General features: G+C 47.2%; 13 protein-coding genes, 2 tRNA genes and 1 pseudogene. 6 read left to right on the top strand and 10 right to left on the bottom strand.

Going from position 1 to position 18983, the window contains the following annotated elements:
- Positions 1 to 33: 33 nt before the first annotated feature.
- Both JIG40_RS09645 and JIG40_RS09640 read left to right on the top strand, forming a co-directional pair.
- The gene (locus JIG40_RS09645; protein WP_199465242.1) at positions 34 to 1200 is read left to right on the top strand and encodes a winged helix-turn-helix domain-containing protein; all 1167 of its coding nucleotides are present in this window, start codon (positions 34 to 36) and stop codon (positions 1198 to 1200) included.
- Positions 1201 to 1526: 326 nt separating this feature from the next.
- Positions 1527 to 3146, top strand: coding sequence for a hypothetical protein (locus tag JIG40_RS09640; RefSeq protein ID WP_055453115.1), 1620 nt, complete (start codon positions 1527 to 1529; stop codon positions 3144 to 3146).
- 62 nt (positions 3147 to 3208) lie between these two features.
- On the opposite strand, the gene JIG40_RS09635 is transcribed toward JIG40_RS09640, so the two are convergent.
- Positions 3209 to 5020, bottom strand: coding sequence for an Ig-like domain-containing protein (locus JIG40_RS09635; protein WP_199465241.1), 1812 nt, complete (start codon positions 5018 to 5020; stop codon positions 3209 to 3211).
- 1271 nt (positions 5021 to 6291) lie between these two features.
- Between JIG40_RS09635 and JIG40_RS09630 the strand changes: the two genes are divergently transcribed.
- Entirely contained in the window at positions 6292 to 7875 is a 1584-nt protein-coding gene (locus JIG40_RS09630) for a BCCT family transporter (RefSeq protein ID WP_020432189.1), read from the top strand.
- A gap of 136 nt (positions 7876 to 8011) precedes the next feature.
- Here the strand turns inward: JIG40_RS09630 and JIG40_RS22855 are convergent, their stop codons facing one another.
- From JIG40_RS22855 to JIG40_RS09610, 4 genes and pseudogenes are all read right to left on the bottom strand, one after another.
- Positions 8012 to 8455 carry a sulfocyanin-like copper-binding protein gene (locus tag JIG40_RS22855; protein ID WP_199251778.1) on the bottom strand — a complete coding sequence of 148 codons (444 nt, stop codon included), beginning with the start codon at positions 8453 to 8455 and terminating at the stop codon, positions 8012 to 8014.
- A 309-nt stretch (positions 8456 to 8764) separates the two neighbouring features.
- Positions 8765 to 8838, bottom strand: a tRNA-Cys gene (locus JIG40_RS09620).
- 21 nt (positions 8839 to 8859) lie between these two features.
- Positions 8860 to 8946, bottom strand: a tRNA-Leu gene (locus JIG40_RS09615).
- 198 nt (positions 8947 to 9144) lie between these two features.
- Positions 9145 to 9402: pseudogene (locus JIG40_RS09610) on the bottom strand (hypothetical protein); the annotation flags it as partial.
- A 348-nt stretch (positions 9403 to 9750) separates the two neighbouring features.
- Between JIG40_RS09610 and JIG40_RS09605 the strand changes: the two are divergent.
- A complete protein-coding gene (locus JIG40_RS09605) occupies positions 9751 to 11382 on the top strand; it encodes a methyl-accepting chemotaxis protein (protein ID WP_024374305.1) in 1632 nt (543 codons plus the stop codon).
- A 91-nt stretch (positions 11383 to 11473) separates the two neighbouring features.
- Positions 11474 to 12703 carry an alanine racemase gene (gene alr / locus JIG40_RS09600; protein ID WP_055453692.1) on the top strand — a complete coding sequence of 410 codons (1230 nt, stop codon included), beginning with the start codon at positions 11474 to 11476 and terminating at the stop codon, positions 12701 to 12703.
- Positions 12704 to 12746: 43 nt separating this feature from the next.
- On the opposite strand, the gene JIG40_RS09595 is transcribed toward alr, so the two are convergent.
- The 5 genes from JIG40_RS09595 to hxpB form a co-directional block, all read right to left on the bottom strand.
- Positions 12747 to 13679, bottom strand: coding sequence for a LysR family transcriptional regulator (locus JIG40_RS09595; RefSeq protein ID WP_154183388.1), 933 nt, complete (start codon positions 13677 to 13679; stop codon positions 12747 to 12749).
- Positions 13680 to 13765: 86 nt separating this feature from the next.
- Positions 13766 to 15244: a BCCT family transporter gene (locus JIG40_RS09590; RefSeq protein ID WP_229601534.1), complete on the bottom strand. Its 1479-nt coding sequence runs from the start codon at positions 15242 to 15244 to the stop codon at positions 13766 to 13768.
- A gap of 49 nt (positions 15245 to 15293) precedes the next feature.
- Positions 15294 to 16139, bottom strand: coding sequence for an SDR family oxidoreductase (locus tag JIG40_RS09585; RefSeq protein ID WP_154183384.1), 846 nt, complete (start codon positions 16137 to 16139; stop codon positions 15294 to 15296).
- Between the two features lie 124 nt (positions 16140 to 16263).
- Positions 16264 to 16923, bottom strand: coding sequence for an NAD(P)H-dependent oxidoreductase (locus JIG40_RS09580; RefSeq protein ID WP_154183382.1), 660 nt, complete (start codon positions 16921 to 16923; stop codon positions 16264 to 16266).
- Positions 16924 to 17117: 194 nt separating this feature from the next.
- Positions 17118 to 17774, bottom strand: coding sequence for a hexitol phosphatase HxpB (gene hxpB / locus JIG40_RS09575; RefSeq protein WP_199465240.1), 657 nt, complete (start codon positions 17772 to 17774; stop codon positions 17118 to 17120).
- A gap of 238 nt (positions 17775 to 18012) precedes the next feature.
- Between hxpB and JIG40_RS09570 the strand changes: the two genes are divergently transcribed.
- Positions 18013 to 18954: a sugar-binding transcriptional regulator gene (locus tag JIG40_RS09570; RefSeq protein WP_024374301.1), complete on the top strand. Its 942-nt coding sequence runs from the start codon at positions 18013 to 18015 to the stop codon at positions 18952 to 18954.
- The last annotated feature ends 29 nt before the right edge of the window (positions 18955 to 18983 follow it).

Here is an 18983-nt window from a genome sequence, read left to right as displayed (position 1 = left end):
TGCGAATGACGTTTTGCGCCGGAGGATCGGCGAATGGCGTATGAGCGAGCAAAAAGCCGCGAGCCGGAACTTAATGTGTTGCGCTCATTATTGAGTTCGCAACATCCTGACGTGGTTTGCCTGCACGGATTAATGGGCGTGGGCAAAAGCGCTCTGCTGGAAGACTTTGCCCGCCTCAACGACAAACGCTGCTGCAAAATTGATTGTCGTACTGACGGCAATGCCCATCGCGACAAATTCCGCAAAAGTCTGAAAAAGAGGATTCAAACTGCGGCGGCTGACACTGTACTGCTGCTTGATCATCTGGACTGTCAGCCAGAGCTTGAAGCCTGGCTACGATGTGAATTCCTCCTCCGAACACCGCACAACACTAAGATGGTGTTCGCCCGTCGTCAGCCCCCTCATTTAAGCTGGATGACCAACAAATCGCCGCACCAGCGTTTTCGCGCGATTAAACTTGCCACACTGTCCGCTGACCACGCCTTGGCTTACTTATTATCCCTCGGTGTAGAAGAGTGTGCCGCAAGAACCATCAACAGCTTCGCTCTGGGCCATCCGACGTTGCTCAATATTCTCAGCGCCGATACCCGCGTCTTGAATGTCGAGCGCTATCCGCCCACTGAGCTGATCCATACGCTGATGCGTTATTTTTTTGCCTCACCCGAGCCGCCAGGCCTGTTAGGTGCATTGGAATGTTTGTCTTTCTTGCCACGCGCCAACGAACCGGCTCTGGCTTATCTGGCGCAACAGGACGAATGCAGCCAACTCTATCAAACCCTTTGCCAGCACTGGAGTACAGAAACTCATCACGATGGCATCAGCTTAATTCCGGTACTGGGCAATATCATTAACCGCCAGCTGCAAGCGCGCGATCCGGAACGGTTTCAAACCTTATTGCATTTGAGTCAGCAATGGCAGCAACTGGATTGCCACTGGTTTGACAGCGGCGCGCGGCAGTTGAAAGTCAATCAGCACCCCATCGACCTCACCCCGTTAGAATTTGGCGTATTGAGCATTTTGTTTCACCACCAAGGCGCAGCCGTCAGCCGAAAACTGCTGCTGGAGCACGTATGGGGTATCCATTTTGAAGGCTCCAGCAATGTGGTTGACACTATTATTGTCTCCCTGCGTCGCAAACTTTGTGGTTATGCGCACTGCATCGAGACCGTTCGCGGCGTCGGTTATCGCCTTTCTGTTTAATTGTCCCACCTGTAGAAGAAAATATGCGTGTCTGTTCACCTGTAAACCAGCTGAACAGGATGATTAACACTTTTTAACTCAATGAAAAATATAAATAAATTTCCAAACACAATACAAAGTGTTTAATTCAGTGTTCAATATTTTTCCATCAGAATCGTAAACTCAATAAATATCAATCGTTTGCAGTTCGGTTTATTTCTTGCTTTATGCCACACCAAGCAAACGAGAGTACTAAAACTCCCATTGTGATTTGATTCAGCAAATCCTGATTATCTTCGATAACAGGTAAAGGTCCGGATCTTTAACTTTAAAAAGGAGTGATTAAGATGGACTTTAGTAAATTTAAACTCGCGATACGCACGCTGTGTTTGGGGTTGATTCTTGGCTTCTTCACTACGCCTGTATTCGCGGTTCACGACGAAGATGTTTTCGAATTGGATGGTAACGCTGTAGATGCAGCGGGCACCGCCGGCGATGACTGGAGCAACATCTACAACGATACCGATTCAGCCAATGTGACAACCGGTATTATTGCCGACCCTTCTCCAAAATCGATATTTACCGGTGGTCGAAAAGACATTCAAGATGTGCCCCAATGGAGCCACAAAGACGGTTCTGTACCGGATAAAGATGATCTGACCAATGCATACGCCGCTGCCTATGGTGTCGATAATGGCGCGGGTGGCGAAGATCTCATCATCTACTTTGGTGCTGACCGTTTTGCCAATGTCGGTGATGCCTTCATGGGCTTCTGGTTCTTCCAGGATGAAGTGGTTGCACAAAGTGACGGTTCCTTCTCAGGTGTCCACACTATTGGCGACGTACTGATTCTGGTTGATTACCCTCAAGGTGCGAATGAAGTGCCATACATCGCCGTTGTTCTGTGGGATCCAAGCTGTTCAAAAGCGGATAGCAATGACCCAATGCCTGGCGATTGTGCAGCATCAAACTTACGTCTGAAACTTGAATCTGACGGTGCTCATCCTGCTGAATGTGGCGCGCAAGCTGGTGACTTAGCGTGTGCAACTACCAACAGTGGTGATGAAACCTCTCCTTGGTCATACACACCTAAAGCAGGTTCACCAAATGTGTTCCCATTTGAAAGCTTCTACGAAGGTGGTATTAACATCACTCAACTGCTCAACGGCACCGATACCTGTTTCAGTAGCTTTATGGCAGAAACCCGCTCTTCAAGTTCATTTACCGCATCACTGAAAGACTTTGTGTTGGGTAAATTCTCGTTGTGCGGCATGGAAATGGTGAAAACCTGTCCAACAGGCGCACTGTCTCCATCCGGTGACTCCATCATCTACGACTATGAAATCAAAGTAACCAATACAGGTTTCGGTTCTTTGTATGACATTAACGTAGAAGACGTGACTGCCGGTGATACTTTCTATACACCTTCTTTGGCGGCTGGCGCGACTGAAACCTACACGGGCTCCTTTGTGTCACTCATCAACGGGGTTGAAAACGTCGCAACTGCAACTGCGGCGCTGAAAACAGGCGGCGATCCAATCCTGTCGAAATCTGATTCCGATGACTGTCCACCTCTGAACCCTCCGGGCTCATTAAGCATTACCAAAAACTGTACAACTTATGTTGAACAGAATGGTTCTGGCGCGTATGGCCTACGAGTCAAATTCGCAGGTGAAGTATGTAATGACAGCGCTGTGAAAATGAATGGCGTTGCGATCACAGAAACACATGATGGTACGGATCAAGTCATTAGTATCGGTACGCTGGCACCATATGCGTGTATGCCATACTCTGACGACTATGTCCCAGTCCCTGGAACCGATGTCGCGGGTGGCCCGGTATTGGCACATGATGTACGTACCTTCAAAGATACGGTTATCGCAGAAGGTGTGAACGCGATTACTGGTCAAACTGTCGATACCGGTTTACCAGTAGAAGCAAGCTGTCCATTGTGTCCAGCGGATTAACACTCTCCGCGTGATGATGCGCAATAAAACAAAAATCCACCTCTAAGAGGTGGATTTTTTCGTTACTTGTTTTTGCCTTTGCCCGGCGAACCGCCAGTACCAGAAGACGAAGACTGTAGCGTCACGTTTACCGTCGCCGTTGAAGTACCATTGCCATCGCTGATGGTGTAGGTAAAGCTGTCACTGCTTTTGAAGCGCTTACCCGGTGTGTACTGAATTGAACCATCAGACAACACTTTTGCCGTCCCTTTGCTTGGTGCCGTTACAGAAATCGTCACACTTGCGCCCGCATCAACCACATCGTTCCCCAGAACATTGATATCCACGGTCGTCAGTGAACTCATCGTTACCGCATCATCAACCGCGGTGATATCCGAAATCGTAGAACTGTCAGTGATCACCGTGTAAGACGACTGAGTTGCCGCGCTGTACGAGGTGTCCTGGGTATCTGTTGCAGCAAACGAGATAGTGTAGTCACCGGCTTGCGCTTGTTGAGATGACGTCACCGCCACCACCACTTGGCCTGTTTCACCAGCGCCCAGAGAAACCGTTTGTTGATCCGCGGTCCAGCCTGAAGCCACTTGAGCCGTCACCGCAAAATCCAGCGTGCCACACTCTGCACTCGCATTATTGGTCACTGACAACTGGTAGTTAACGGTAGAACCTGCGTTTGCAGAGCTGTCACCCACTGCCGTCGCCGTTACCGTCGGCGCTGCCATTTCACAGACCGCTGGCGATACATTGCCAGGATCAGAACCCGACATTGACACATAGATATCTGCCACACCGTTCGCGGCGCTGGCCAGATTGATTGAGATACCAGAGCTTGGGTCGGTGAATGTCGCACCAACAGGAAGCGCTGTGTCTTTCCAGTCTTTGCGGCCATAAACCTGGCTGTAATCCGAATCCGGCTTCATATGCAGCATATAGCTATAGTCACCGTTTTCCTGAGCAAGACGCACAATCACACCATCGGTGACATCACCGCGGTAAAGCAGATAAGAACGACTGGCAAGGAACTCGTCGTAACCTTGTGCCTGACGGTATTCAATGTAGAACCACTCATTCAAGCCCGTTTGTGGGTTGACGCCACGAGGGATCTTCAGCGCAATGTTTTGCTGACTATCTTGAGATTCGTAAGCCGCAATCTCGTACAGACCATCTTTTGAGGCGGTCAGCACTTTTGGCGAAGCGGAATCGTTGATCCAGCCCATACGTTCTTTATAGAAGGTATTGATGTAACCCATATCCGGGTCGCCCATCACGTCGTAAGAATCGCCGTACTCAATTGTGCTGCAGCTGGAAGAAAGGCTTGTGTCGCCACAGTCCATCGCTCGCGCGTGCATCAAACCTAAGTTGTGTCCGAATTCATGTGCGATGATCTTAGGAGATAAAGTGCCATCGATATAAGCGCGACTAGGGAAGGTTTTGCCCGTGGTTGCAGAACCGCCGCCGCCACAGCCAGACTGAGTCATGATATAGATCACGCGCTGATAATCTGTAATGGTGATGCCTTGTGCTTCCGCCATTTTATCGGCTTCAGCCTGAACTGTCGGATAATCACACACCTGATTTGAAATCGGTAAGTTGTACCAACCGACTACCTGACCTGCCAGCCAGGTTTTCCCGTAAGAGTTTTCCTTGTAAAAATTGTTCACTTCACCAAAGACCAGATCTGTCGCTTCACTCACCGAAATCGGCTGATCATTCGGGTCTTCCTGGAAGTTCAACAACATCACCAGAGTGTCTTGCTGGCCTGTTGTACTACCTGCTGCATACGCGAATGAAGTGTGTTGCACAGATACCAAAAGAAACATCATTAAATAGAAGGTTTTACCTAAGCCAAACTTACTTAAATTAATCTTTGATGCCATTTTTTTACCCAATAAAGTACAGAATTTTTTCACAAAAAAGCCCGTTCCCGCAGCGAGAATCTGCAGAACCTAGAACAATAAAGTTTTATCTATGGTCGAATAATAATGTTTAAATTCTATTTATATTCAACCATGGTCACATCAATCAATCACTATTAAATTAAATTTAGCGATAAATCGGTGACGAGATAATTAATCAGAGCCAACAATCGAGCGAGAATACTAGCAAATACACTGATTAAATTTCAACCAACAAAAACTAATAAATTTAACTTTTTTGAAAAAAACAGATAAATCATCAAGATAAAAATGATAATAATTTGTTGGCTGAAACTTTATAATCCGAATGAAAAGTTAGACTAACAGCTCGAAGAAAGACAACTTTCCTTTGTCATTAATATCATACTCATCATAAAGTTAATCACAAAATGACATAAGTTTGACACTTTTATAAAAACGTCAAATAACCATCATGAGAAACATTAATTTAACATTTCAACCAAGAAAAATGATGACTTACCTATGGCAAAAAAATAAATGAAAAAATTAGAACACACATTATATTTTAAGTTTAATTATATATTTGAAAGAAAATATTATCGCTCATTTATAAAATATATAATAAGTACAATGACAGATTAAAAAATAAATAGTTTCGGGATAGTTTAATATATGAATTATGATAATTTATCATACTGTTTTTAGTGCCAATTTACCTGTAGCGCTATTTTATTCCGTCGTTTTAGAGTCATAGATAACTCACCTAATCTACGAAGTCGATTAGACATTACCTACAACAAAATCGAGCAAAAAACATCCATTCATTTCGATTTTGTTGACGAATAAAGCCCTTATGTTGGATGGGTAATTAGCGACTCAAATCGGACAAAACCCTGACAAACATCTCCCCCAATAGACTGTGACGAAGATCAAACGATTTACTGCGGCAACGAACCCGTCAAGAACAGAGGCAGCGTATCTCCCTACCGAATACCATTCCTTAAAGAGAAATATTCTGCGGCCAAAGGTTTCCGAAGAAACCCACACATCATAATATTTCGTACACAATCCTTTCCAACTTTCCATATGGCATCAAACACAACCAATAAAACAAGGACAGACGCCTTAATTTGACTTATGCGTTCGTTTTTCGTTACCATTCCCATCACAAAATTTCATTCGTACACAAATTAATTTTGATTTTGACGAACTAGAACTGTACGGATTAAGTCAACCACTTAACGAGTACACAAAACATTTTGAGCGATTTTATGGAAGATGCTTTAAAGAAATACAGTATAGAAACGACTGACTATCAGGTCGGTCAGGACAACATTCAGAAATGGGGCTTTGACGTCCACAACCCAGTGTTCGGGATCAGCGCGGGATTAATCATTCTGTTTCTGGCATCATTACTGGTCGTCGATCCAGTGACGGCCAAAGATGCCCTAAATACTCTCAAGAACGGTATCATCGAAGACTTTGATGCGTTCTTTATGTGGGCCACCAACTTTTTCTTACTCTTCACTTTTGCGTTGATGGTTTCCCCTTTCGGTAAAATCCGCATCGGTGGTAAAGATGCCGTTCCGGATCACTCACGCGTATCATGGCTGTCTATGCTTTTTGCCGCAGGTATGGGTATTGGTCTACTGTTCTGGAGTGTGGCAGAGCCTACCGCCTATTACACCGACTGGTGGGGAACACCACTTAATGTCGAGGCGTATACGCCAGAAGCAAAGTCATTGGCGATGGGTGCGACCATGTTCCACTGGGGAATTCATGGCTGGGCCATCTACGCTATTGTGGCACTCGCGTTGGCATTCTTTGCTTTCAATAAAGGCCTGCCGCTGTCGATCCGCAGCGTGTTCTACCCGGTTTTCGGCGATCGTGCCTGGGGATGGCTTGGTCACGCTATTGATATTATGGCGGTACTGGCGACGTTGTTTGGTCTTGCAACCTCACTGGGACTTGGTGCGCAGCAAGCCACCAGCGGCATCAATTACATTTTCGGTACCGATGGCGGAATCGGCATGCAACTCGCCGTGATTGTGTTTGTCACTTTAATTGCAATCATTTCGGTCATTCGTGGTATTGATGGCGGCGTAAAAGTGCTGAGTAACATCAACATGGCCTTTGCTTTCGCACTGCTCATCTTCATTATCGCGGTTACCTTTGACACTGCCATCAGCTCAATTCCGGATACCTTTATGGCGTACGCGCAAAACATCATTGGTTTGAGCAACCCACACGGCCGAGAAGATGAAGTGTGGATGCATGGCTGGACTGTGTTCTACTGGGCATGGTGGATTTCATGGTCACCATTTGTCGGTATGTTTATCGCTCGTGTTTCACGTGGCCGCACTGTGCGAGAGTTTCTGTGCGCGGTCGTGTTTATTCCGACACTGCTGACACTGATTTGGATGGCGGTATTTGGTGGCATTGCTCTGGATCAAGTGGCGAATAAAGTCGGCGAACTGGGCGCTCATGGTCTGACCGATATCTCGCTCACCCTGTTTCATGTCTACGACCAGTTGCCGTTTGGCAGTGCAATCTCGATGATCTCGATTGTCCTGATTCTGATCTTCTTTATTACCTCATCCGATTCCGGTTCGCTGGTCATAGACAGCATTACGGCGGGCGGTAAGGTCGATGCACCGATTCCTCAGCGCATTTTCTGGGCCAGTGTTGAAGGTGCTATCGCGGCAGTTATGCTTTGGATTGGTGGTAAAGAAGCGCTGCAGGCTTTGCAGTCTGGAGTGGTTGCCACTGCATTGCCGTTCAGCTTTGTACTATTGCTGATGTGTGTCAGTTTGATCAAAGGTCTGCGAACCGAACAAGCGCTCTATCAGCAGTAGGGAAATAAAAGGTCAGCTTGGGCTGGCCTTTTTTGTGCCCACATCACTGAGAACTTGGCTGGCACGCGCTCACACTGGTGTAGCAACCATCGAACAATGGAACAAGTTCCCCCTCACCCATTGTGTCGTGATGCTCTTACTTGCCCATTTTGGGTTCCACGATAAATGGGGTGAACATTCCCATTTCATAGTGCCCAGGTATGTTACACAGCAGCAAATACTTACCTGGTTTCAGGTTGACCGTCAGTGAACCAGACTGACCCGGTTCGAGTTCAGACACTTCGCCAAAATCCTGTACTTTATCTTCAATCACGCGCGCTTCATTCGCTTGATAAGGTAAGCTTTCATGGAAATTGTTGACCTTAACCACCAACATTTCATGCACCATGGTCGTAGAACTGTTAATCACTTCAAAAGACACCGAACCTTCAACAACGCTGGGCACATCCAATTTAATCCCCATGACGCCCATTTGATCCCACAGATCAGCATGAACAACCTGAGCAGACATACTGGCAGCCGGAACTTGAGCCGCCATGACAACCGTGGCAAACGCGGCCATTCTTAGTAAATTTTTCACAATAATCTCTCCTGTTTATTGATCTAAAAAAACCACCACGTGCTTATTCCAGAAAGAGTTAACCCGACAATTCGGATTAATTTGTTACAACTTGTTACATTATAGTTCTCGCTCAGGAAGATGACGGAACATCGACCGCAATTCCTTTCGGCATAGACGCGTAAGTTAGCTGGAGAACAACCCATCGTTAGAAATGAAGACAACAAAGCGCAGAGCGTCATCGCATTGAAGCAATGCACATATCATAGAGAGATAAGAAATCGTGAGAGGCAAAAACAAAAAAACCAGCAAAGTGCTGGTTAGAAAGAATGGAGGCGCGTCCCGGAGTCGAACCGAGGTTCACGGATTTGCAATCCGCTGCATGGCCACTCTGCCAACGCGCCTCAATGGATGGTTTTTGTTGATGGTGCCCCGGGCCGGACTTGAACCGGCACGACTCGAAAGTCGAGGGATTTTAAATCCCTTGTGTCTACCAATTTCACCACCAGGGCAACGCAATCATGCGATGGTAACACCATCCGTTCCGGCGACATCATCGCGGGAACGGGGCGTACTTTAACGGATTGAGTTTTCAGGTCAACAAAATAATTCATATTTATCAACTGAATGAGCAACAAACGCTCCACGCGGTATGTTTTGCGCCCAATCCGGATAATTATTGGGCGCAAATATCGGTGTGACGGGACTTGTTAGAACTTCACTTGGTAGTTGAGTGTGTAGGTACGACCGCGGCCTTTGTAGTCATACGCGGCGGCGTCATCTTCCAAACCGTCGTCGCCTTTGACTTCAGAAATAACATAGTGACCCGACGCGCCCAGCTGAATGTTTTCGTGTACCCAATAGGACGCGAGGGCTTCCAAACCATAAACGCGTTTTTTATCTTCAATTTCTTCAATCAGCATGGTGGTTTTGTTGTAGGTCACCGATTTATCCGATTGAGAAAAAAACATCTTTTCCACGCATTCGTTTGCGTGATTAAAAAATATCTATGCAATGAACAACCTAGCCATTTAGGGTTAGAAGTGCCGTTAAAGAATAAATAAACGAAGGACGAAATGAATTGAAATTAACACTAATTCTACATAGTCAGAATTATGGCTGCGTCAAAATGGCGTGTTCGAAATCTGTATTAAATTATTGACATAATTTATTTTAATTTTAATCCAATATCCTTATCGAAAATTTAGTCAATAAGTGTTAACTTGCGCGCCTTGCGGTAAAAATACGGATCAAAATTACATATACGGATATGGTTTACTTTGTAGTCAAAATAAAAAATCAAGGTATATCAACATATGTTTATCAAGAATCTTTCCATTGCGAAAAAGATTTCTTTTTCCTTTCTGATCATAGCATTAATTAATATCGCCTTTGGCGTATTTTTGTCTTCTGAGCTCAAGAACATTAAAGCAGAGCTCCTCAACTACACCGATGACACCCTGCCAGCAGTAGAACGTGTAGATGCTATTCGCGATGATCTTTCTCGCTGGAGACGTTCACAGTTTGTCGCTTATACATTAGATAATGCTGATAAAATAAATAATCAAATTACAAGTAATATTCGTAAACGAAATGAAATCGCTCGCGAATTAGAAGCTTATGGAAAAACCGTATGGCCGGGAGAAGAAGAGCAAACGTTTAAACGAATCATGCGTAACTGGGAAATTTATCTCGGTACGATGGATCAATATAACGCCGCTATGTTAGCTAACGATAAAATCAAAGCACAACCTATTCTTTCTTCATCTTTATCTGCTTTCGAAGACGTTGACTCTGAGCTGGGCGAACTGATCCTGGTTCTTAAGAAGGCCATGGAAGACAATAAGCGTCATATTCTTACCTCGGTAAATGACTTAAGTACTTCTTCTATCGGCAGCAACGTCATCATTCTGCTCATCATGGTTGCCATGACTTATGTCTTGACGCGTCTGATCTGCGGCCCATTGAAGTTGGTGGTGGCGCAAGCGAACGCCATTGCAACCGGTGATCTGTCCAGTGATCTTGACCGTCAGGCCATCGGTAACGATGAACTGGGTGAACTGGCCGATGCCACCAGCAAGATGCAAGATGATTTGCGTCAGGTGATCGACAACGTCATCGCGGCTGTCACACAACTGAGCAGCGCAGTGGAAGAGATGACGCAAATCTCTGATCTGTCGGCTTCCGGCATGAAAGATCAGCAGCTACAAATCACCCATATCGCCACAGCGATGACCGAGATGAAAGCGGCGGTCGCGGATGTTGCGCGCAACACCGAAGAGTCGGCCAGCCAGGCCAGTGAAGCAAACGAGCGTACCCAACACGGCGTGCGTGAAACCCAGCACATGGTCGATACCATTGAAGACGTAGCTAACGTGATTGGTAACGCTGGTGACACCGTGACCGAACTGGAACTGCAATCAAGCAAGATCAACGTGATTGTGGACGTGATTCGCGACATCGCAGACCAAACCAACCTGTTGGCGTTGAACGCCGCGATTGAAGCCGCGCGTGCGGGTGAATCAGGCCGTGGCTTTGCTGTGGTGGCCGATGAAGTTCGTACACTGGCGGGACGCACTCAGCAATCGACCAGCGAAATCACCACCATTATCGAGCAGCTGCAATCTCTGGCAAAAGATGCCAAGTCAGCCACCGAGTTGTCACGCACTAGCATTACCGGTTGCGCGCAACAAGGCCTGCAATCGAAACAACTGATGGGCGAGATCGAACGTTCTATCGCCGATATCTCTGACATGGGTAGCCAAATCGCGACCGCCTGTAACCAACAAGATTCGGTTGCTGAAGAACTGAGCCGCAGTATCGAGAACATTCACTTTGCTTCACAGGAAGTCGCGCAAGGTTCACAGCAAACGGCGCAAGCATGTCGTGAACTGAGCCAACTTTCTGTGTCACTTCAGGATGTAATGGGACGCTTTAAACTGCATTAATCTGTCTGGCACTCCCCGCGGAGTGCCAACCCCAACGCTTTCTGAATCTTATCTCTACCCTCCTCCAACAATAACTGTATAAGGAGACGTTATGCGTCTAAAGAAAACGTTACTGGCTTTCTCCATCGCCGCTGCCACTTTCGCTACCGCTACACCAGCATTAAGCGCGCCTTTAAATCTTTTCAGCGGTGACACTCAGCAACAAGACATTCAAGCGGCCAACGCCTGGCTTGAGATCAACTTAACGCAGTTCCGCGACAACATCGAACAGTTCAAATCGAAAATGAACAGCCACACAAAGATCTGCGCGGTCATGAAAGCCAACGCCTATGGCAACGGTATTCAGGGTTTGATGCCAACCATTCTTGAGCAGCAGATCCCTTGTGTCGCGATTGCCAGCAATGCGGAAGCGCAAGCAGTGCGCGACAGCGGCTTTAAAGGTGAATTGATGCGTGTTCGTTCAGCCAGCCTTGGCGAAATCAAAGACGCGATGCACCTTAACGTGGAAGAGCTGATCGGTAGCGCAGAACAAGCCAAAGCGCTCTCTGCTTTGGCAAAAAAGGCCGGACACGACATCAAAGTGCATCTGGCACTGAACGACGGTGGCATGGGCCGTAACGGTATTGATATGACTACCGATGCCGGCAAGAAAGAATCACTACAAATCGCGGCCGCCAAAGGCGTGCGTATTGTCGGTATCATGACGCACTTCCCGAGCTACGACGCGGACGAAGTGCGCCAAAAACTGGCGTCTTTCAACACCCATTCAGCATGGTTGATCAAAGAAGCGAAACTCAACCGCGAAGACATTCTGCTGCACGTGGCGAACTCGTTCACAGCGCTGAATGTGCCAGAAGCGCAACTGGATATGGTGCGTCCTGGCGGAGTACTGTACGGCGATCAGCCGACCAATCCGGAGTACCCGTCAATCGTGTCATTCAAGACGCGCGTGGCATCACTGCATCACCTGCCGAAAAACAGCACCGTGGGTTACGACAGCACCTTCACCACGCAGCAAGACAGCCTGATGGCGAACATTCCGGTCGGTTACTCAGACGGTTACCCACGTAAAATGGGCAACAAAGCGCAGGTGATCATTAACGGTCAACGTGCCAACGTGGTAGGCGTGGCGTCGATGAACACCACCATGGTGGATGTAACCCACATCAAAGGCGTAAAAGCGGGCAGCGAAGTGGTGTTGTTTGGTCAATCACAAGGCGAGACCATTTCCGCCTCGGAAATGGAAAACAACGCGGAAGTGATTTTCCCTGAACTCTACACCCTTTGGGGCAGTGCGAACCCACGGGTTTACGTGAAATAAGTATCCGTTCTAAAGTCAAAAGCGAGCTCATCAGCTCGCTTTTTTAGTTCATATCGACATAGTCGAGCCAGAATGGCCGTTCACCGAGGTGGTTCATCAGCAAACTGACAAAGTCATCGACTAACAGGCTGCGCTGGCGATTGGGGTAGATGGCATAGATTCCGGTACTCATGGTGGAAATCACATAACCGGGCAGCAGTTGCACCAACCCCGCCTCTTCTAATGACTCTTCCAAACCAAACATGTCTATCAATCCATAACCGACGCCTTTTTTTATCGACTCCACCACCAGCTTCACATCGTTGACTTTGAAGTTGCCTTTCATGGTCAGATTGAGCATCTCTTGGCTGCCCGGCTCAAAGCTTATCGTCAGTTTATCTAACGTTACATCGCCATTGGCATAAATCACCGCAGGCAGGCTAATCAGAGCTTCGGGAGTCTCCGGCAGACCATGTGTTGCCACAAAGTCTTTCGAGGCTATCAGGACAAAATTGGTGTTGGTGATCTTCTTGGCGATCAAGTTGGAATCGGCCAATTTGCCGATCCGAATCGCGATATCGAACTTATCCGCAATGATGTCGGCGCGTTTATCATCCAGCACTAGCGTCAGTTCCACCTCCGGATATTTGCTGATAAACGCATCGAGAACCGGTTGTAGATAGCGCTGACCGAAATAGTTGGGAGCGGCAATTTTAATGCTGCCACTGGGCTTTGACTGGTAGGTTTCTGCAATACGTTGGATATTGATGAGCGTATCTTCCAGCACCTGCGCCTGCTGGTAGATTTCATCGCCAACGGGTGTGAGCGAAATGGTACGGGTTGAGCGGTTCAACAACTGAACACCCAGACTCTGTTCCAGCTTTTTGATCTGCTTTGACAGCGCCGAGTTATCCATATCATGCAATAACGCCGCTTTAGAAAATGAGCCCTGACGAACCACATCGACAAACAGAGACAACTGGTGACTAATTGACATAGATTATCCAATCAAAAAAGCAATAAAGGGTGAAGCCGTTCTATCTAAACAATGCATGTCTAAACAATGCATGGTGAGTGACGGCCTTAGGAAGCCGACGATTGATATTGTTTGACCATATCATTCAGCATAGAAACGATTTGCACAATGAGAACAAACGTAAAAGGTAGCGCTCCGGCAATGGCGACCTGTTTGTTGAGGTTCACATCGTTGATATAGATCAGACTGAGCGATAAGCCCAGCAGTACAACTGCCCAGAGCATGGTGTTTCTTTTCCCGGTTTTTCCATCCAACATACCGCAAACCAGTAACGCAGAATCAGCGCTGGTAATGATAAAAGTGATTAACAAAACAATCGCGAGGCAGGCAATCATGCTGCCATGCGGCAATTGGTCCAAAAACAGAAACAAGCCTTGCGTATAATCCAGATCCACAGCATCAATAATTAGGCTAGCAGAGGCTTGTTCCAAAGCCGTGCCACCAAACACCGTGAACCATAAAACTGAGGCCAATGACGGTACAAGCGCGACACACAGAATAAACTGGCGAACCGTCCGACCTTGGCTAATTCTTGCGATGAAAGGGCCAACAAAGGGCGCCCAAGCTATCCACCACACAATATAGATAATCGTCCAGCCCACACTCCATTGCTCATCGTTGGGCGCAAGTGAAAATGAAACGTCGGGTAAGATTTCGACGTAGCGAGCCGTAGATGACAGCACGCGATTTAGAATCGTGATGGGGTCAAATGACATCACGACAAACATCATCATCACCAATAAAAGCACGATGTTGAGTTGGCTCAGTCGCTTAATTCCCTTGTTTAACCCCAGTAATGATGAGCCTGTAAAGCAGATAGAAATCAAAAAGATGATGCTGTACCTAAACAGCACAGAGTCTGCATTGACACCAAAAATATTCTCCACACCCGCCTGAATCAAAGCAATGGTATTGGCAAACGTCCCCGCGACACCAAACAGAATCGCCACAATGGCCAACCAATCCATGGTCACAAATAAGCCGCGTTTAGACTCGGCATTCACACTGGAAGAAATGAACAAAGGTCGCCCGCGATTAAACGTAAACCACGCGATGGTGAGCCCAGCCAACGCATAGATACACCATGCATGTAGCCCCCAGTGGAAATAAGTCAGCGCCAAAGCGTTGTCGATTTTATCTGCAGGCGAAATGCCAAAAGCAGGCATATGAGCAAAATGTGACGTTGGCTCCGCGACGCCCCAAAAGACCAATCCTGATCCCATGCCACAGGTAAAGAGCATGGTTATCCAACTAAACGTTGAGAATTCAACCTTGGCCGCTTGCCCCCCTAATTTGATATTCCCTATCGGGCTCATTGCAATCAGCAAGCACACAAAAATCGTAGCGGACGAGAACAACAAGAAGCTAAGACCAAAACGTTCAACGAAGGTTTGCGTGACATGAGAAATCGCGGAAATGCTATAGCGTGGAAATGCGATGAGAACCAGAGATAACAGCGTAACAACAATGAAACCATAGTGCTCATAATGTAGCTGAAAGCTGCGTCGGGTAACTGATGAGTTCATAGTATTGATCTTAATTTGTTGTCTAAATGCCACCTGTCGTGGCATTTATTTATGATTTCAAACATTGAAAGTACTCATCCCACGTGATGTGCTGCCTGCCCGCTGCAGCGTAAAACTGACTTTCATTGTTCAGTTGGTTGGTCTGAATGCTCTCATATATGCCACCAACCACATTCCCTAAGAAATCGCCCAATTCAGGAATACGGCTCAATCTAAATGCTTCAGTATCCATTGGAACATAAACTAAGTGCGTATTAAAAGTTTCATTTAAATAATGCACCAATTGATACTGGCTCATTGGCTGACCATTGAGATTGTAAATCTTGCCATTGTGCTTATCGTCGGTCAGGAGTTTCGCGTAGGCATAAGCCAATTCATCACGCGTGGTATAACCACATAAGCCATCTCCAGCACTATTTGCCACTTCACCGGCGGCAACGTATTCATTCAAATATTCCACGTCCGGTTCGATGTAAATCCCATTGCGCCCAATAACCCAATCCAATCCAGATTGCTGAAGCATCAACTCGGTTTTTCGGTTACTTTGCACCACAGGAGAAAACGCAGTGTCGTGCTCTGCCCCTTGGATACTGGTATAAACGATTTTACGAACACCAGCTCGCTGCGCCGCCGTAATGACATTGCGATGTTGAATCATGCGTTCATCTGCATGGCTCATACTCGTCACCATCAATAACGTATCAATGCCTTGCAGTGATTTTTCAAGCTGTGCCTGTTGATTGTAATCGCCTGGACGAACCTCAACACCCAACGACATCGCTCTTTCAACGGTACGCGCGAGCGCTACCACTTGATGAGATGGCGTAAACTGAAGCAGTGCTTTGACAACGGCTGAGCCTAATTGTCCACTGGCTGCTGCAATGGCTATTTTCATCTTACTTTCCTCTACAAAGCGTAGCATCTCACTACGCTTTGTCACTGATACTCAAAGACCCAAGACATGGTTCGATAAAGTGTGAGTCACGTTTTAATGCATGTACTCATGCATCTATCTAAAATCAAAGAACAGTCAGAACGTCTTCCATTGGCAAACGAGCTTTTGGCAGGCCATGGTTGTAGTCTTCCAGTTCCAGGTGGTAGCCCATCGCCACTGCCACATCACACACGTAACCATCCAGCTCTTCGCTGAACACGTCACCGATCAGCTCTTGGTCTACGCCTTCCATTGGGGTGGAATCGATACCCAAACGAGCCAACACATGTAGCAGGTTACCCAATGCGATGTAAGTTTGCGCTTTCGTCCAGTGACCGTTAAAGCCGTTGTCGTCAGTATTCGCTTCAGCAAACGTAAACGCACCATTGAGGAAACCGTCGTAACGATCCGCTGGCAGATGACCCGATGACACTTCAACGTCGGCCACTTTACGATAATCGTCTTTGGTGAATTTAGGGTTGTACGCCAGCAACACAGTGTGCGACGCCGCTTTTGCATGCGGTTGGTTGAACTGGTGTTTTCGTTCAAACGTATCATGGAAACGTTGCTTCGCCGCATCGCTCTCAATCACGATAAATTTCCAAGGCTGTGCGTTGATAGATGAGGCAGAAAGACGCAGCGCCTCTTTGATGATCGCCATATCGTCTGATGAGATTTTCTTGTTCGCATCGTAACGCTTGGCTGTATAACGTTTAGTCAGGTCTGCAATAATTTGGTTCGACATGGTGGTTTCCCGCAAGTAGTGTAACTGGTTAAGTCGCTGAATGAGTCGATTGAGCAACTGTGTTTTTCAAAGTGATTGCATTATGCGATTCATTCTGCGGGAATTCGATTGCCAATCATGCCAAACATTATGGAATCCAAAGTCCATAATAAATTAAATGATTGCGGCCACTTTAACCGCAATGAAATATTGGACTAAGCGACAATCGCGTTGCGTAACGAAGCAATCACGGCGTTAAGATCCAAAAATCGCGCATCGGCGATGGCAAATTTGTCTTGTTGGCTCTCAGGCGAGACCAGATATGTCGTCATACCAGCACGTTTGGCCGCAGTTAAGCCAGTGAAGCTGTCTTCAATCACCAAGCAATCAGACACCGCAACATTGAGTTTGCGCGCGGCGGTCAGGTACACATCCGGTTGCGGTTTACCGTGCTTTTCATCTTCCGCACTGCAAATCACGCTGAATTTGTCCCAAAGCGATAAACGGTCAAACACTGCTTTGATCACCACGTGGTTTGAAGAGGTCGCGAGCGCAATATTCAATCCTCGCTCGGCAAAAAAGTGCAAAGCGTCGTACACGCCTGCCATCGCTTCGCCCGTTGCCGAAATGCGCTGACACAGCTTGGTCAGAATCAGGGTTTCTAACACTTCTGAGTCAACCGCCAGCGAATACGTTTCACACCACGTGCGCGCAATCTCATCAATGCGCTTGCCCATGGTCAGTTGTTCACAATCCTGACGCGTGATCGCCACACCGAACCCGGCCAGAGATTCAATCTGCGCTTCCTGCCACAACGGCTCGGAATCAATGATCACGCCATCCATATCAAAAATTACTGCTTTTTTGTTCATACTTACCTCAAATTAATCGAGCGAAAATAGAATAACCACGATTGGAAATCCTCTGATATTTATGCCACAAAAACAAAATGAACAAAAGACCATTTAAAGGTCTTTTGTTCATTTGTGGGTAATTGATAACTATTGCACTCCGAAGACGTTCGAGAGAAGATACGAGGTATTCGCGCGCCCAAGACGAAAAATCAAAGCTTTAGAACAGGCGCAAGACATTGAATAGTAAGGATGAAATGTGGCAAGAGACGACAGTTTTAAAACCGACCAAATGGTGCGTGCCGCCTGGATGTATTACATCTCCGGCCGCAATCAGAGCGATATTGCGTCTGAACTCGGTTTATCCCGTCCGGTGGTGCAACGTTTGATTGCGGCAGCCAAAGAGGAAGGCATTGTTTCGGTTGGCCTGCACCACCCGATTTCAACCTGTTTAGATTACGCAGAACTGCTGAAAGCGAAGTATCAACTGGTGGAGTGCAACATCGTCCCCACCACCAGCGACGAGGAAACCTTAGATAACGTGTCGTTTGGCTGCTTTCAGTTGATGTCAAAATACGTCAAAGACCAGCAGAATCAAATCATCGGCATCGGCTCGGGGCTGACGCTGAAAAAAGCGATCAACCGGATTGATTTCGAATCGCCCAACAGCCAATGCGTGGCGCTGATCAGCGCGATGGGAGTGAATGGTCAATGTAACTACTACGATGATGTGCCGCTGATTCTGGCGCGGAAAATTCGCGCCAACTATTACCAGTTACCTGCGCCGCGTTACGCCCTGTCAGCCGATGAACTGAAAGTCTGGACCGGCATGCGCGTGTTTGAGGAAGTCGCCGCCGTAGCCAGCAATGCCAACGTGGTGTTTATCGGTATCGGCTCATTGAGTAAAGCAAGCCCAATCATCCAAGATGGTTTTATCTCCGCCGATAAGGCCGACGAGCTAAATCAACAAGGCGCCGTGGGAGAAATTCTCGGCCGCTTCATCAACGCCCAAGGTGACGTGATTGATTGCGCCATCAACACCTTCATCACCAGCCATGACATTCGCAGCAACGACTGCCCACGCATTGGCGCTGCCTGTGGTGAAGACAAACGCCCCGCCATTCTCGCCGCGCTGCGCGGTCGCTGGATCAATGGTTTAGTCACCGACGAAACCACCGCCCGCTGGCTGTTGACGCAATAGATAGAAAAAAAAAGGAACGCTCAGCGTTC

This window comes from Vibrio sp. bablab_jr001, assembly GCF_016464285.1.
In the GTDB taxonomy this organism is placed as follows: domain Bacteria; phylum Pseudomonadota; class Gammaproteobacteria; order Enterobacterales; family Vibrionaceae; genus Vibrio; species Vibrio fluvialis.
The sequence above is the reverse complement of the archived record's forward strand: the minus strand, read 5'-3'. Positions and strand labels throughout refer to the sequence as shown.

Bases quoted from the DNA above. Each gene is read 5' to 3' on its own strand.
- JIG40_RS09645 (WP_199465242.1), top strand. From the start codon at position 34: ATGGCGTATGAGCGAGCAAAAAGCCGCGAGCCGGAACTTAATGTGTTG.
- JIG40_RS09640 (WP_055453115.1), top strand. From the start codon at position 1,527: ATGGACTTTAGTAAATTTAAACTCGCGATACGCACGCTGTGTTTGGGG.
- JIG40_RS09635 (WP_199465241.1), bottom strand. From the start codon at position 5,020: ATGGCATCAAAGATTAATTTAAGTAAGTTTGGCTTAGGTAAAACCTTC.
- JIG40_RS09630 (WP_020432189.1), top strand. From the start codon at position 6,292: ATGGAAGATGCTTTAAAGAAATACAGTATAGAAACGACTGACTATCAG.
- JIG40_RS09605 (WP_024374305.1), top strand. From the start codon at position 9,751: ATGTTTATCAAGAATCTTTCCATTGCGAAAAAGATTTCTTTTTCCTTT.
- alr (WP_055453692.1), top strand. From the start codon at position 11,474: ATGCGTCTAAAGAAAACGTTACTGGCTTTCTCCATCGCCGCTGCCACT.
- JIG40_RS09595 (WP_154183388.1), bottom strand. From the start codon at position 13,679: ATGTCAATTAGTCACCAGTTGTCTCTGTTTGTCGATGTGGTTCGTCAG.
- JIG40_RS09590 (WP_229601534.1), bottom strand. From the start codon at position 15,244: ATGAACTCATCAGTTACCCGACGCAGCTTTCAGCTACATTATGAGCAC.
- JIG40_RS09585 (WP_154183384.1), bottom strand. From the start codon at position 16,139: ATGAAAATAGCCATTGCAGCAGCCAGTGGACAATTAGGCTCAGCCGTT.
- JIG40_RS09580 (WP_154183382.1), bottom strand. From the start codon at position 16,923: ATGTCGAACCAAATTATTGCAGACCTGACTAAACGTTATACAGCCAAG.
- hxpB (WP_199465240.1), bottom strand. From the start codon at position 17,774: ATGAACAAAAAAGCAGTAATTTTTGATATGGATGGCGTGATCATTGAT.